The following is a 13,776-nucleotide window of genomic DNA, read 5'->3' as shown; positions in this document are numbered from 1 at the left end:
GCAAGACAGTTGCTCCCACAGGGGAAAAAGGGGGGGCGGCCTCGCTGGGGGGTTAGGCTACTGGGCAGGCGGTTGGACGGGTGCCGTCTACGACTTCGTTGTAGGGCGCCTGGTCGCGGTCGCGTAGGCCGTAGTCGCGGATGACCGAGGTGACGCGCACGCGGTAGTCGTCGAAGATCTTGTCGCGGCCGGCGCGTTGGGCGGAGAGGTGGGCGGTGACGTTGCGCCATTGCACCACGGCTTCTTCATCGCGCCAGGTGGTCACCGACATCACTTTCTTGGGGTTGAGGGTGCTCTGGAAGCACTCTACCGAGATGAACCCTTCCATGGGCTTGAGCAGAGGGGTGAGCTTGTTGACCAGGTCAACGTAGGTTTCGCCCTGGCCGGGCAGTGCTTGCAACTCGAACAATACGACGATCATGGGGCGTGCCTCATCCTTGATGACTTTGTTGTTTTCATGCGGTGGTGGTGCAGCGGGTTACTTCAGGTTGGCGAGCCAGGCGCGCATCACGCGGGCGGCGGCCTGGGTCAGGCGCTCGCCGAGTTCGGCGGCGGCCGAGCGCAGGGCGATGGGGTCCAGGCCGGTCTGGCCGACTTCGTTGGCGTGGCCTACCAGCCACTGCTCGATGCGGGCGGGGTCGGCTTCCAGGTGGCATTGCAGGCCCAGGATGCGGTTGTCCACGGCAAAGGCCTGGTGCGCGCAGATGTCGGTCTTGGCCAGCAGCACGGCGCCCTGGGGGATGTCGAACTGGTCGCCATGCCAGTGCAGCACGGGTACGTCGCCCAGTTCGGCAAGCGGCGATTGTTGGCCTTCGGCGGTGAGGGTAAGCGGCGAGAAGCCGATTTCCTTGACGCCCATGGGGTAGACCTTGGCGTTCATGGCGCGGGCGATCAGTTGTGCACCCAGGCAGATGCCCAGCATGGGCTTGCCGGACTCAATGCGTTGGCGCACCAGCTCGAGCTCGGCCTTGAGGAAGGGGTAGGGCTTTTCGTCGTAGGCGCCAATGGGGCCGCCCAGCACGATCAGCAGGTCAGCTTGCATCACCTGTTCGACCTGGAGGGTTTGGACGGTGGGGTCGATGTAGGTGAGGCTGTAGCCGGCCTCACTCAGAACGGGGGCCAGGGTGCCGACGTCTTCGAAGTGGATGTGGCGCAGTGCGATGGCTGTTTTCATGTGCAAACCCGATGATGAAAGAAGTGAGGGCGCGGTTTACGCCGTAGGGTTGAGGTCGACCTTGATCGTACCGGCCTTGGGGAAGGTGCAGCAGGCCAGGGCATGGCCGTCGCGCTTGTCCTGGTCAGTCAGGCAGAAGTCGGGTTCGACGGTGTACTCGCCTTCCGAGACTTTCAGTCGGCAGTGGCCGCAGATGCCGGCGCGGCACAGGCTGCGTACGGCGATGCCGCTGGTTTCCAGCATCTCCAGCAGGCTCTTGCCCGCGGCGGGCTCCAGCACTTGGTCGTTGTGCTGAAGGTGCAGGCGCAAGGGGCTTTCGGCCTGGGCATCGTCTGGCGTGGCCGGGGCAGAGGCGGCTGGTGGGGTGAAGGATTCGATCAGCAAGGGGCAGGTGGGGAACAACGCCAGCAGGTGCTCGCGCATGCCTTGGGCGAAGCCGTGGCTGCCACAGATCACCACGGTGTCCGGGTTGCCCAGCGCTTGCAGGTCCTGGGCTTGTGGGCGGCCGGCCTTGAAGTGGCCTTTGCCGTGCACCGCTTCGCGGGTGACGAACACCTGCAGGTCGAACCAGGGGCAGCTCAGTTCCAGTTGCAGCAATTCGTGCAGGAACGGGATGTCGGCAATGGACGGCACGCACAGCAGCAGGCTGACCTGGGGCACGTTCAAGCCGCGCAGGGCGCGCTCGTGCAGCCCGCGCAGCAGGGCGATCGGCAGGGTGATGCCGATGCCGCCGGCCAGCAGGCCGACGTGGCGGCAGGCCTGGACCGAAGCCAGGGTGATGTCACCTGCGGCGAACTGCACGTCGAAACGCGCGCCGGGCTGGCAGGTGGCGTGCAACTGGTCCGAGACCCCGCCACGGCCTTCGCGCTTGATCGCCAGCTCGAACTGGTCGTTGCCAAGCCTGCGGGTAATGGAGTACAGCCGTTGCTGACGGGCGCCGGACAGGTCCGTTGCCTGCAAGGCCACATGCCGGCCGGGCACGAGGTCTGCCAGAAAGGCGCTGGAGGCGTTGAGTACGCGCAGGCCAAATACCTTGATCTGCGCGGTCTCGCTGCTGACGTGCTCGCACACGGCTTCAAAGCCTGTCGGGGTACTCATGCGCTAGCCCTCTCGCGCAGCTGTTCGACGGCCTGTTCGGCGCTCTCCAGGCCATTGCCGGCCAGGCCGATGCGGTTGACCAGGGCTTCGAGGGAGTCGGTATAGACGCTGATCTCGTTGTTGTCGCCCACGTCGTGCAGGATCTCGTTGCCGTTGGGGAAGCCCAGCATGTCGAACACCCGCGACCAGGCGCCCATCTCGTTGTTGGCGAACATCTGCACGGTGCGCAGGATGATCGAGCGCAGGTACAGGCGTTCCTTGCGGGTCAGGCCGTTGACGATGTCGGTGGCGACGAAGCTGAACACGCTGGAGTGGCTCCACTCGTCCATGGCGTGGGTGCGGGTGACCTCGTGGCAGACCGACTGGATGGTGGTGTCTTCGGCCATGGTCTTGAGGTAGTCGGTGATCAGCGTTTCGCTGGCGCAGGCGATGCCGAAACGGGTCAGGCGGCGTTCCCATTCGGCGGTGCAGTTGGCCAGCAGCGCTTCGCGCCAGGTCACCAGGTTGAAGGCGCTGAAGTCCAGGGGGGTAAGTTGGCGCATGTCGTAGATATAGTTGCAGGCCATGATCGACATGCGTGTATGCAGGGCTTCATCCAGCAGGGCTTGAGACATTACATCTTGCAGCAGTGCGCGGTTATGGCTGTGGGGCGGGGTCTTGATAATGTCTTCGCAGGCCGGCACCACCACATTGCATTCAATATAAATGGTCTTGAGGTTATAAATGCCCCAGGCGTAGGACATGCACTTGGACTGCAAGTCCTTGGGGGCTTCAAGCCAGGCCTGGTGGTTGCGAAACGGCAGCAGTGAATGGCTGAAGTCGTTCTTGTTGGCATCGAACGCCAGGCCCCAGTAATCGGGTTGTGGCTGGTTCACGGCAGCGCGGGTTTTCCACAGGGTTGAAAGTTTGGCGAGCATGCCTTTAACTGCATCATCGGTACCGCTATGGTTAACATCCATGTTAAAACTCCAGGCTATCGGTTGTCGTTGTTCAGTTTGATTATGCCGGCTGGGTGGCACGCACAGGTGCGGGCGGCGCCCTTCAAGTTTGCGGTACAAATGTGTCGTTATTATTGCGTCAGGTCATTTAAATGAAAGTTGCAGCGCAGTGACTTTGCGCTGCCGCGCCATTACCCATTCCTGCAACAATGTCAGGGCGACGGTCAGGCCCATGAAGGCGGCACTGGCCCAGAAGATCGCGTTGGGGTGGCCCTGGTCCAGCAACCAGCCGAACCCGACTGGCCCGATGGCGCCGCCGATGTTGAAACCCGTGGACACGATGCCGAAGGTCTTGCCTTCAGCCCCTTTGGTGGCGGCAGCCCGTACCAGCATGTCCCGTGACGGGGCGATCACGCCGGTCAAAAAGCCCGCCAGGCCCAGCACGGCAAGCAAGAGCGGCTCGCTCAGGCCCGCCGTGGCCACCAGCAACATCAGCATGCACGCCACCCCAAAAGCGCTGGCCGCCACCACCCCGTGACGCTGGGTGCGGTCGGCCAGTGCACCGCCTGCCAGCACGCCGAATGCGCTGGCGAACAGGAAGGCGGTCAAGGCCGAGTTGGCCCAGTACAAGGCCACGCCCTGGCCCTGCATCAGGGCCGCGACGGAAAACTTTTCGATGGCGCCAGTGCTCAGGTTCAGCAGCACGAACAGCAGGGTCAGGCTGATGATCATCGGCGAGAGCAGCGCCACGCGTTGCGCCTGCACGGGCTTGGGTGCCGGGGCGGGCGGCGCGTCACTGACCTGGGCCAGTGCCGAGCCGGGTATCAACAGCAGGGCCAGTGCTGCAAAGCCCACCAGCGCTGCGGTCGCGAAGGCCATCGCCGGGCCGCTGGCTACCGCCACCCCCAGCAGCAACACCGGGGCCACCGCCGCGCCCAGAAAACCTGCAAAGGTGTGCACCGAGAACGCCTTGCCGATGTGCGCAGGGTTGATGTGCCGGGACAGCAGGGCGTAGTCGGCAGGGTGGTAGACGGCATTGGCCACCCCCGCCAGCGCCATGCCCACCAGCAGGCAGGTGTAGCCGGGCAGCAGGGCAATCAACAGGAAACTGCAACTGCCCAAGGCCAGGGCCATCAGCAGCAGGCGCCGGGCGCCATGGCGATCGACGGCAAACCCCATGGGGGCCTGCACCAGCGCGGTGACGATGTTGAACACGCTGAGGGCCAGGCCCAACGCCACATAATCCACGTTCAAAAAAGCAGGCAGCAGCGGAAAGAGCGCCGCCAGCACCATGATGTGCAGGTGGCTGACAAAGTGCGCTGCGGCGACTTGCGGCAACAGGCCGATACGTATCGTCATGGTGAAACCTGTAGGGGCATGAGCTGAGTCGGCGCAGAGCTTAATGAGGCTTTGGTCTTGTCGGGTAGTCCAATTAGTGGCAATAGGCCAGACCGCTTTGGCCCATCTTTCGCCCGTTCTGGCATGCCCAGGCCAGACGCCTGCTTGCCGGGCCAAGCCAGGTGGTCTGCAACAGCGCGGGTAATCGGTACGGTCGCAGGCGCCGCAGGCCGCTAGGGTAGTGCGGTTGTCGCCAGCGTTCAGACCAAGGAGTACACATGCCGCATTTCGCTTATAAAGAGGGCCACGCGCTGCCGGGCATCAGTGCCGCTGCGCTGCCGCAGGTGGACAGCGAGGTGTGGACCGCCATCGATGCCGAGCGGTTGCGCCAGGTGCAGTCCATCGAGCTGATCGCCGCCGAGAACGTGGTCAGCCGCGCGGTACTCGAAGCCCAAGGGTCGGTGCTGACCAACAAGTACGCCGAGGGGTACCCGGGGCGGCGTTATTACGCCAGCTGCGGCAATGTGGATGTGGTCGAGGACCTGGCCATCGAGCGGGCCCGGCTGCTGTTCGATTGCAGCTATGCCAACGTGCAACCCCACTCCGGCAACCAGGCCAACCAGGCGGTGTTCCTGGCGCTGCTGGAGCCGGAGGATAAGATCCTCGGCCTGGACCTGAAGTCGGGCGGGCACCTGTCCCACGGCGCGGCGTTCAACGTGTCCGGGCGTTGGTTCCAGGCGGTCAGCTACGGTGTGCACCCGCTGACGCACCTGGTCGACATGGACCAGGTGGCGCAGATTGCCCGTCGTGAGCGGCCACGGCTGATCATCGCCGGGGCGTCGGCGTATTCACGCGCGCTGGATTTCGCCCGTTTCCGCGCCATTGCCGACGAGGTGGGGGCGTATCTGATGGCCGACATCGCCCACGTCGCCGGGCTGGTCGCAGGCGGCGCCTATCCCTCGCCAGTGCCCCATGCCCACGTCACCACGCTGAGCACCCACGCGACCCTGCGCGGCCCGCGCGGAGGGATGATCCTGTGCAACGATCAAACCCTGGCGCGCAAAATCAACGCGGCGGTGTTCCCCGGCCTGCAGGGCGCTGCACTGATGCACACGGTCGCGGCCAAGGCGGTGGCGCTGGGCGAGGCGCTGCAACCGGGTTTTGGCCCCTACGCCCATGCGGTGGTGGCCAATGCCCGGGCCTTGTGCGGGCGGCTGGCCGAAGGTGGCTTGCTGGTGGTGTCGGGCGGCACGGACTGCCACCTGGGGGTGATCGACCTGCGCCCCTGGGGCCTTGCCGGCAACGCCGCCGAGGGTGCGCTGGAGGCGGTCGGCATCACCGTGAACCGTAACGTCGTGCCCGGTGACGAGGTCAAGTCCAGCGTCACCTCGGGCATTCGCCTGGGCAGTGCGGCCTGTACCTCCCGGGGCATGGGCGAGGATGAGTTCCGCGAGATCGGGGACATGATCCTGGCCATGCTCGGGGGCGTGCGCAGCGGTGCCATGGACAGCCGCACCGAGCGCTCGATCCGCGAGGGCATCTTCGACCTGACCCGGCGTTTCAAGCTGCCTTACTGAACCCGGCGCTCAAAGCTTGAGGGCGTTGGCCAGGCGCAGCATGGCCGCTTCGATCTCGTAGGCCGTGAGCGAGGAATACCCCAGCAGCCAGCCGTGGGTCTGCGGCTCGCCCAGGTACAGGCTGCTCAGGCCCGACAGCTGCACGCCGGCCGTGGCCGCCTGGCGAATGGTCTTTTCTTCGGACCAGCCTGGCTTGAGCAGGCAGGGGATCTGCAAGCCACCTGGCGGCAGGTGGGCGGTGACCACCGGGCTCAGGTACTTGGCGATGGCATCGTGCATCACCGCCCGGCGCCCGGCGTACAACTTGCGCATGGCACGCACGTGGGCGTTGTAGTGCCCGTCCTCCATGAAGCGCGCCAGGGTCAGCTGCAAGGTTTGCGGGGTGTGGCCATCCATCATGCTGCGGGCATAGGCGAAGGGCTTGACCAGTTCGGGCGGCAGCACGATGTAGCCCATGCGCAGGCCAGGGTAGAGGGTCTTGCTGAAGGTGCCGATATACAGGGTGCGCTGGTAGCGGTCCAGGCCCTGCACGCAGGCGGTGGGCTGGCCGTCGTAGTGAAACTCGCTGTCGTAGTCGTCCTCGATGATCCACTTGGCTTTCTGCGCGGCCCAGTTGATCAGCTCCAGCCGGCGCTCCAGGGGCAGGGTCGCGCCGGTGGGGTACTGGTGCGAGGGGGTGACGTACACGCAATTGGCGCCGCTGCGGTCGGCGAACAGCAGGTCGGTGCGGATGCCCCGTTCGTCCACGTCGATGGGCAACACTTTGGTTTCGGCGATGGCGAACGCCTTGCGGGCGCCGTAGTAGCCGGGGTTTTCCAGCAGGATGGGTTTGCCGGCATCTACCAGCAATTGCGCGCACAGGTACAACGCCTGACGCGTACTGCTGAGCACCAGCACCTGGTCGGGGGTGCACGTGGCCCCGCGTTCGAGGTTCAGGTAAGTGGCGATGGCCTTGCGCAGGGGTTCGGCGCCTTGCGGGTCACCGTGCAGCAGGACGCTGGCGCGGTAGTCCTTGACCACTTGACGCTGCAGCCGCTCCCAGACGTCGGTGGGGAAGCTGCGGGTTTCCGGCAGGCCAGTGGCGAAGGCCTTGATCACTTGCTGGTCACGCACGCCGCCGGTCTCGAAGATCATGCGCCCGCGCTGGCTGAGTTCGGCGCCGGGCGCGACCACGCTGCGCCGCACCTCCTGGGTCCGTTGCCGGCGTGGGCCGGCCCCGCGCAATTCGGCGCCCACCGTGTCGCACACGTAGCTGCCCGCGCCGCCGCGGCGCACGATGAAACCGTCCCGGTGCAGCTGCACGTAGGCGTTTTCGACGGTATCGCGGGCGCAGCCCAGGGACTTGGACAGCGCACGGGTGGAGGGCAGTTTCAGGCTCGGGCCCAGCGCGCCATCCAGGATCAACGCACGCAAGGCGCGCTGGATGCGCTGGTGCAGGTCCAGCAGCTGAAACTCGGCGTCGTTGAGCCGAATCTTCAGGGTGTCCAGCGCGAAGGTCTTCGCCATGTGGTCTGCTCTCCATCCATGAACTGGCAGGTAAGGGCAGGCCAGTTTATCCGTAGACTCCGGCCTTCGCCACCCAGGCCTGGCCTGGTATTCACCGCGTCGGCGCGTTCACGCACAGGAGCCCACCCACCATGGCACGGTCACACAATTTCAGCGCAGGCCCCACCGCAGTCCCCCTGGAAGTGCTCAACCAGGCGTACGACGAGTTCCACGATTTTGCCGGCACGGGCATGTCCATCATGGAGATGAGCCACCGCTCGCCCATCTTCCGCGCCATTGCCGAGCAGACCGAGGCCGACCTGCGCGAGCTGCTGGAGGTGCCGGCGCATTACCGCGTGCTGTTCGTGCAGGGCGGCGCTTCGTTGCAGTTCGCCCAGGTGCCCATGAACCTGGCCGGGGACAACGGCAGCGTGGACTACCTGCACACCGGGTTGTGGTCGGGCAAGGCGATCGAGGCGGCGCGCCAGTATGGCGAAGTGCGCGTGGTCGCCAGTGCCCAGGGCACCGGCTTTGACCGGGTGCCGGCGGTCGCGCACTGGCAGCTGAACCCAAAGGCGGCCTACCTGCACTACACCGAGAACGAAACCGTGCACGGCGTGCAGTTCACCGAAGCGCCCGCCAGCGAGGTGCCGCTGGTGTGCGATGCCTGTTCGAGCCTGCTGTCCAAGCCCATCGACATCGCACGTCATGGCCTGGTGTATGCCGCCGCTCAGAAGAACATGGGCGTGGCCGGGCTGACGGTGGTCATCATGGACCCGGCGCTGCTGGATCGCTGCCATGGGTTCACCCCGGACATCCTCAACTACGGGCGCATCAGCGATGCCCAGTCGATGCTCAACACGCCCGCCACCTTCCCTTGGTACCTGACCGGCCTGACGTTGCAGTGGATCAAGCGCAGTGGGGGCTTGCAGGTGCTGCACCAGCGCAACCAGACCAAAGCCAGCCTGCTGTACGAAACCCTCGACGGCAGCGACGGCTTCTACCGCAACCCGGTGCAGCCGGCCTATCGCTCGATCAACAACGTGCCGTTCCGGCTGGCCGATGAAGCACTTCAAGCGGTCTTCCTGCGCGAGGCCGAGGCGGCCGGGCTGCATGGCCTGAAGGGCCACGCCAGCGTCGGCGGCATTCGCGCCAGCCTGTACAACGCCATCTCCGTCGAAGCGGTGGCCGCCCTGTGCGAGTTCATGGGGGCGTTCGCCCGCAGGTACGGTTGAGTGCACTGAAAGTGGTCTGGTCCGCCCCGGTGAAGCGTCGGGGTAAAACCAGCCAATCTGCGGCTATAAATGACTGCCTACCGCAGCCGGATACAGCGTCTAGCAAGGAGCCAAGACCTATGTCATCTACTCGTACCCTCTCGCCCCTGCGCCTGCAGGACCTGCTGCACCCGGTGGTGGCCGGGCTCATTTCGGTGATCGTCAACTATGGCGGCACTTTCATTCTGGTGTTCCAGGCTGCCAAGGTTGCAGGGCTCAGCCCCGAGCTGACCGCCTCGTGGGTGTGGTCGGTGTCCATCGGCGTGGGCGTGACCGGGCTGCTGCTCAGCTGGGTCAGCCGCGAGCCGATCATCACGGCCTGGTCCACGCCGGCGGCGGCGTTCCTGATCGTGGCCCTGGCCACCACGCCCTACGCCGAGGCGGTGGGGGCGTACATGGTGTCGGCGGTGGCCTTCGTGCTGCTGGGCGTGTCGGGCTACTTCGAAAAAGCCGTGCGCCTGATTCCGCCGGGGGTAGCCGCGGGCCTGCTGGGCGGCATCCTGTTGCAGTTCGGTATCGGCGCCTTCGCCAGCATGAGCGTCGACCCGCTGCTGGTCGGGCTGCTGATCGGGGCGTACATCGTATTCAAGCGCCTGAGCGCTCGCTATGCCGTGGTGGGCATCCTGGTGCTGGGGCTGGTGTACCTGGTGATGCAGGGCCGGGTCGATTTCGCTGGGCTGTCCCTTGAATTCGCCACGCCGGTATTCACCCGCCCCGAGTTCTCGCTCAACGCACTGCTGAGCGTGGCGCTGCCGTTGTTTCTGATCACCCTGACCGGCCAGTACATGCCCGGCATGCTGGTGTTGCGCAACGACGGGTTTCGCACCAGTGCCAATCCGATCCTCGGCATCACCGGGCTGGGCTCGCTGTTGATGGCGCCGTTCGGCTCCCACGCCTTCAACATCGCCGCCATCACCGCCGCCATCTGCACCGGCAAGGAAGCGTCCGAAGACCCGTCCAAGCGCTGGGTGGCCGGTGTGGCCGCCGGCATCTTCTACATCCTGGTGGGTATTTTCGGGGTGACGCTGGCGGCGGTGTTCATGGCCTTTCCGGCCACCTTCATCACCACCCTGGCGGGGCTGGCCCTGCTGGGCACCATCGGCGGCAGCCTAGCCAACGCCATGCTCGATGCAAAAGCACGCGAGGCGTCGTTGATCACCTTCCTGGCCTGTGCGGCCAACATCACCCTGCTGGGCATCGGCGGTGCGTTCTGGGGGCTGGTAATCGGCCTTGTGGCCTACGCCGTGCTCAACGGTCGCCTGCCACGCCGGGCCAAGGCCGCCCAGGCAGAACCGGCCGCAGTGCCCACCAAAGGAGCGACGAATTGATGACCGAGTACGCCGAAGACCTCACCACCCTGCATGCGCGCCATGGCCGCTACCCGCAGGCCAACACCGTCGAGGATTTTCGCCGCAACCTGGCCGCCGTGCATGAGCGCATCGCCCGGGCCTGCGAGCGGGTCGGGCGAGACCCGGCCGAAGTGCGCCTGCTGCCGGTCAGCAAGACCTTCGACGAAGCCCACCTGCGCCTGGCCTATGCCGCCGGTTGCCGCCTGCTGGGCGAGAACAAGGTGCAGGAGGCCCAGCGCAAGTGGGAAGCCATGGTCGACTTGCACGACTTGCAGTGGTCGGTGATCGGCCACTTGCAGACCAACAAGGCCAAGCAGGTGGCGCGCTTTGCCAGTGAGTTCCAGGCACTGGACAGCCTGCGCGTGGCCGAGGTGCTGGACCGCCGGCTGCGCATCGAAGGGCGGCAGATGGATGTGTTCGTCCAGGTCAACACCTCGGGCGAGGCCAGCAAGTACGGGCTGGTGCCCGATGACGTGGCGGCGTTTCTACAGGCACTGCCCGCGTTCCCGGCGCTGCGTGTGCGCGGCCTGATGACCCTGGCGCTGTTTTCGGCCGACGCCGCGCGGGTACGCCCGTGCTTCGTGTTGCTGCGTGAGCTGCGCGACCAGCTGCGCGCCACTGCGCCTGAAGGGGTGTCGTTGCAGGAGCTGTCGATGGGCATGTCGGGTGATTTCGAAGTGGCCATCGAGGAGGGCGCCACGGTGGTGCGTGTCGGCCAGGCGATCTTCGGCGCCCGCGCCATGCCCGATGCCTACTACTGGCCCACCGCCGATGCCGCGCCGCACCCGGACGCTACTCCGTCGCTGGCCACCAGCCATTGACCACTCTGTACAGGAAACCTGCAATGTCTGCTGCTCCCGCTTACCTCATGCACACCTCAGCCCGCCAACCGGTTGCGTTCAGCCGGGGCCAGGGCGCCTTGTTGTGGGATTCGCACGGGGTCGAGTACCTCGATGCCATCGCCGGGGTGGCCGTGACCAGCCTGGGGCACGCCAACCCCGAGATCGCCTCGGCCCTGGCCGAACAGGCCGACGTGCTGCTGCACACCACCAACATGTTTCGTATCCCATGGCAGGAACAGCTAGGCGAGCGCCTGTGCCGGCTCTCGGGCATGGAGCGGGCGTTCTTCTGCAACTCCGGCGCCGAGGCCAACGAGGCCGCGCTCAAGCTGGCGCGCTTGCACGCCACGGCCCGCAATGTTGCCCAACCTCAGGTGCTGGTGATGGAAAACAGCTTCCATGGGCGTACCCTGGCAACCCTGGCCGCCACCGGCAACCCGGCCGTTCACCGCGGTTTCGAGCCGCTGATGCCAGGCTTCATCCGCGTGCCCTACGATGACATCGAAGCGGTGCGCCAGGTGGCGGCCAATTCGCCCAACGTGGTGGCCGTGCTGGTCGAGCCCGTGCAGGGCGAGGGCGGTGTGCACCCGGCATCGGCGGGTTATCTGCAAGCGCTGCGCCAGCTGTGCGACGCGCACGACTGGCTGATGATGATCGACGAGGTGCAGACCGGCATGGGCCGTACCGGCACCTGGTTCGGTTTCCAGCACGCCGGCATCGAGCCCGACGTCATCACCCTGGCCAAGGCCCTGGGCAATGGCTTCCCCATCGGCGCGTGCCTGGCCCGAGGCAAGGCCGCCGAGCTGTTTTCCCCCGGCCACCATGCCTCCACCTTCGGCGGCAACCCGCTGGCTTGCCGGGTGGGCTGCACGGTGGTGGACATCATGCAGCGCGATCAGCTGCCGCAGCGCGCTGCGGTGCTGGGCCAGCGTTTGCTGGCGGCCTTGCAGCTGGCGCTGGGCGGGCACCCTGAAGTGGTGTCGGTGCGCGGCCTGGGCCTGATGGTCGGCATCGAGCTCAACCGCCCCTGCGCCGAGCTGGTGGACCGGGCCCGGGACGAGCAACACCTGCTGGTCACCGTCACCCGCGGTACCACCGTGCGCCTGCTGCCACCCCTGATCTGCTCCGAGACGCAGATCGACGACATCGCTGCACGCCTCACCCGCTTGCTGTCACCCCAAGCCTGATTCAGAACAAGGACGCTTAACCCATGTACGACTCGACGCTGACCCTCAACGCCTTCGATCCAGAGCTGCACGCCTCGATTCGCAACGAAGTGAATCGCCAGGAAGACCACATCGAGCTGATCGCCTCGGAAAACTATGCAAGCCCCTTGGTGATGCAGATCCAGAGCACGGTGCTCACCAACAAGTACGCCGAAGGCTATCCCGGCAAGCGCTACTACAGTGGTTGCGAATACGTGGACGTGGCCGAAAGCCTGGCCATCGAGCGGGTCAAGGCCCTGTTCAACTGCGACTACGCCAACGTGCAGCCCCACGCCGGCGCCCAGGCCAACGCGGCGGTGTTCCTGGCGCTGATCCAGCCAGGCGACACCGTGATGGGCATGAACCTGGCCCAGGGCGGGCACCTGACCCACGGCAACCCGGCCAACTTCTCGGGCCGCCACTACAAGATCGTGCCCTACGGCCTGGACCCTGAAACGGGCTTTCTCGACTATGACGAGATGGAGCGCATCGCGCTGGAGACCCGCCCGAAGATGCTCATCGGTGGTTTCTCGGCCTACTCGCGCTACAAGGACTGGGCACGCATGCGCAGCATCGCCGACAAGGTCGGGGCGATCTTCTGGGTGGACATGGCCCACGTGGCCGGGCTGGTTGCCGCAGGCGAATACCCAGACCCGCTGCCCCACGCCCATGTGGTCACCAGCACCACCCACAAGACCCTGCGCGGCCCGCGCGGCGGCCTGATCCTGTCCAAGGGGCAGGACGAAAGTTTCTACAAGAAGCTCGACTCGGCGGTATTCCCGGGTGTCCAGGGTGGCCCACTGATGCACCAGATCGCGGCCAAGGCCGTGGCCTTCAAGGAAGCGCTGTCGCCGGCATTTCGCAGTTACCAGACCCAGGTGGTGACCAATGCCCGGGCCATGGCCAAAGTGTTGCAGGCGCGCGGGTACAAGATCGTGTCGGACGGGACCGACAACCACATGATGCTGATCGACCTGTCGGCCAAGCCCTACACGGGCAAGGAAGCCGATGCGGCCTTGAGCAGCGCCTATATCACGGCCAACAAGAACTCGGTGCCCAACGACCCGCGTTCGCCGTTCGTGACCTCGGGGCTGCGCATCGGTACACCGGCGGTGACCACGCGAGGGTTCGATGTAGAGGCGTGCGAGCAGGTGGCGGGGTGGCTGTGTGATGTGCTCGATGCCCTGGAAACCGGGCGCAGTGACGAGGTGGGGCACCATGTGCGTGAGCAGGTGGTTGCGCTGTGCCGTCGTTATCCGGTTTATGGTTGAGAGGATGGGGGCCTGGCACCGGCGGTGTCGGGGTGTTTGAGGCAGGTTTTTTGACCTGTGTGAAAGGGCTGCCTGGCAGCCCTTTTTTGTTGCTGGGTTTGCTGTGCCGTCGAGTCCGGGATGAACACCGCCTGGGCCGCTGTGCGGCCCATCGCGGCACAAGGCCGCTCCCACAGGGATTTGCTTATTCGAAAGCTACCGGGATCTACTGTGGGAGCAACTGTCTTG

The 13,776-nt window shown here is 65.6% G+C and carries 12 protein-coding genes; 6 read left to right on the top strand and 6 right to left on the bottom strand.

Annotated features, from left to right (window positions below; all coding sequences use genetic code 11):
• Positions 1-52 precede the first annotated feature (52 nt).
• From B2S33_RS20200 to B2S33_RS20180, 5 genes are all read right to left on the bottom strand, one after another.
• Positions 53-421 carry an antibiotic biosynthesis monooxygenase family protein gene (locus tag B2S33_RS20200; protein WP_027915438.1) on the bottom strand — a complete coding sequence of 123 codons (369 nt, stop codon included), beginning with the start codon at positions 419-421 and terminating at the stop codon, positions 53-55.
• A 57-nt stretch (positions 422-478) separates the two neighbouring features.
• The gene (locus B2S33_RS20195; RefSeq protein ID WP_104925822.1) at positions 479-1,174 is read right to left on the bottom strand and encodes a glutamine amidotransferase; all 696 of its coding nucleotides are present in this window, start codon (positions 1,172-1,174) and stop codon (positions 479-481) included.
• A gap of 36 nt (positions 1,175-1,210) precedes the next feature.
• On the bottom strand, positions 1,211-2,272 hold the full coding sequence (locus B2S33_RS20190) for an iron-sulfur cluster-binding domain-containing protein (RefSeq protein ID WP_288650974.1): 1,062 nt from the start codon (positions 2,270-2,272) through the stop codon (positions 1,211-1,213).
• Positions 2,269-3,231: a diiron oxygenase gene (locus B2S33_RS20185; RefSeq protein ID WP_028687092.1), complete on the bottom strand. Its 963-nt coding sequence runs from the start codon at positions 3,229-3,231 to the stop codon at positions 2,269-2,271. The genes B2S33_RS20190 and B2S33_RS20185 overlap by 4 nt, the downstream gene beginning before the upstream one ends.
• A 123-nt stretch (positions 3,232-3,354) precedes the next feature.
• Positions 3,355-4,569 carry an MFS transporter gene (locus B2S33_RS20180; RefSeq protein ID WP_028687091.1) on the bottom strand — a complete coding sequence of 405 codons (1,215 nt, stop codon included), beginning with the start codon at positions 4,567-4,569 and terminating at the stop codon, positions 3,355-3,357.
• A 257-nt stretch (positions 4,570-4,826) separates the two neighbouring features.
• On the opposite strand from B2S33_RS20180, the gene B2S33_RS20175 reads away from it, so the two are divergent.
• Positions 4,827-6,125 (top strand): serine hydroxymethyltransferase, encoded by a 1,299-nt coding sequence (locus B2S33_RS20175; RefSeq protein WP_288650972.1) that lies wholly within the window; start codon positions 4,827-4,829, stop codon positions 6,123-6,125.
• A 9-nt stretch (positions 6,126-6,134) separates the two neighbouring features.
• Here B2S33_RS20175 and B2S33_RS20170 read toward each other — a convergent pair whose 3' ends face one another.
• A complete protein-coding gene (locus B2S33_RS20170) occupies positions 6,135-7,631 on the bottom strand; it encodes a PLP-dependent aminotransferase family protein (RefSeq protein ID WP_023533154.1) in 1,497 nt (498 codons plus the stop codon).
• A gap of 131 nt (positions 7,632-7,762) precedes the next feature.
• Between B2S33_RS20170 and serC the strand changes: the two genes are divergently transcribed.
• From serC to glyA, 5 genes are all read left to right on the top strand, one after another.
• Complete coding sequence (gene serC / locus B2S33_RS20165) at positions 7,763-8,845, top strand: 3-phosphoserine/phosphohydroxythreonine transaminase (protein ID WP_196110431.1); 1,083 nt, start codon at positions 7,763-7,765, stop codon at positions 8,843-8,845.
• 119 nt (positions 8,846-8,964) lie between these two features.
• Positions 8,965-10,212, top strand: a complete 1,248-nt coding sequence (locus tag B2S33_RS20160) for a benzoate/H(+) symporter BenE family transporter (protein ID WP_125922772.1) — start codon at positions 8,965-8,967, stop codon at positions 10,210-10,212.
• Positions 10,212-11,054, top strand: a complete 843-nt coding sequence (locus B2S33_RS20155) for a YggS family pyridoxal phosphate-dependent enzyme (protein WP_132578576.1) — start codon at positions 10,212-10,214, stop codon at positions 11,052-11,054. The genes B2S33_RS20160 and B2S33_RS20155 overlap by 1 nt, the downstream gene beginning before the upstream one ends.
• A 23-nt stretch (positions 11,055-11,077) precedes the next feature.
• The gene (locus B2S33_RS20150) at positions 11,078-12,259 is read left to right on the top strand and encodes an aspartate aminotransferase family protein (RefSeq protein ID WP_288650970.1); all 1,182 of its coding nucleotides are present in this window, start codon (positions 11,078-11,080) and stop codon (positions 12,257-12,259) included.
• A 23-nt stretch (positions 12,260-12,282) separates the two neighbouring features.
• Positions 12,283-13,548, top strand: a complete 1,266-nt coding sequence (gene glyA / locus B2S33_RS20145; protein ID WP_027915429.1) for a serine hydroxymethyltransferase — start codon at positions 12,283-12,285, stop codon at positions 13,546-13,548.
• Positions 13,549-13,776: the final 228 nt, after the last annotated feature.

The organism is Pseudomonas sp. UBA5568 (genome assembly GCF_002425525.1).
In the GTDB taxonomy this organism is placed as follows: domain Bacteria; phylum Pseudomonadota; class Gammaproteobacteria; order Pseudomonadales; family Pseudomonadaceae; genus Aquipseudomonas; species Aquipseudomonas fulva.
Note: the sequence above shows the minus strand (reverse complement) of the source record. Positions and strands in the feature narration are given on the sequence as shown.

Coding starts and splice junctions, on each gene's coding strand:
- B2S33_RS20200 (WP_027915438.1), bottom strand. CDS start 421: ATGATCGTCGTATTGTTCGAGTTGCAAGCACTGCCCGGCCAGGGCGAA.
- B2S33_RS20195 (WP_104925822.1), bottom strand. CDS start 1,174: ATGAAAACAGCCATCGCACTGCGCCACATCCACTTCGAAGACGTCGGC.
- B2S33_RS20190 (WP_288650974.1), bottom strand. CDS start 2,272: ATGAGTACCCCGACAGGCTTTGAAGCCGTGTGCGAGCACGTCAGCAGC.
- B2S33_RS20185 (WP_028687092.1), bottom strand. CDS start 3,231: ATGGATGTTAACCATAGCGGTACCGATGATGCAGTTAAAGGCATGCTC.
- B2S33_RS20180 (WP_028687091.1), bottom strand. CDS start 4,569: ATGACGATACGTATCGGCCTGTTGCCGCAAGTCGCCGCAGCGCACTTT.
- B2S33_RS20175 (WP_288650972.1), top strand. CDS start 4,827: ATGCCGCATTTCGCTTATAAAGAGGGCCACGCGCTGCCGGGCATCAGT.
- B2S33_RS20170 (WP_023533154.1), bottom strand. CDS start 7,631: ATGGCGAAGACCTTCGCGCTGGACACCCTGAAGATTCGGCTCAACGAC.
- serC (WP_196110431.1), top strand. CDS start 7,763: ATGGCACGGTCACACAATTTCAGCGCAGGCCCCACCGCAGTCCCCCTG.
- B2S33_RS20160 (WP_125922772.1), top strand. CDS start 8,965: ATGTCATCTACTCGTACCCTCTCGCCCCTGCGCCTGCAGGACCTGCTG.
- B2S33_RS20155 (WP_132578576.1), top strand. CDS start 10,212: ATGACCGAGTACGCCGAAGACCTCACCACCCTGCATGCGCGCCATGGC.
- B2S33_RS20150 (WP_288650970.1), top strand. CDS start 11,078: ATGTCTGCTGCTCCCGCTTACCTCATGCACACCTCAGCCCGCCAACCG.
- glyA (WP_027915429.1), top strand. CDS start 12,283: ATGTACGACTCGACGCTGACCCTCAACGCCTTCGATCCAGAGCTGCAC.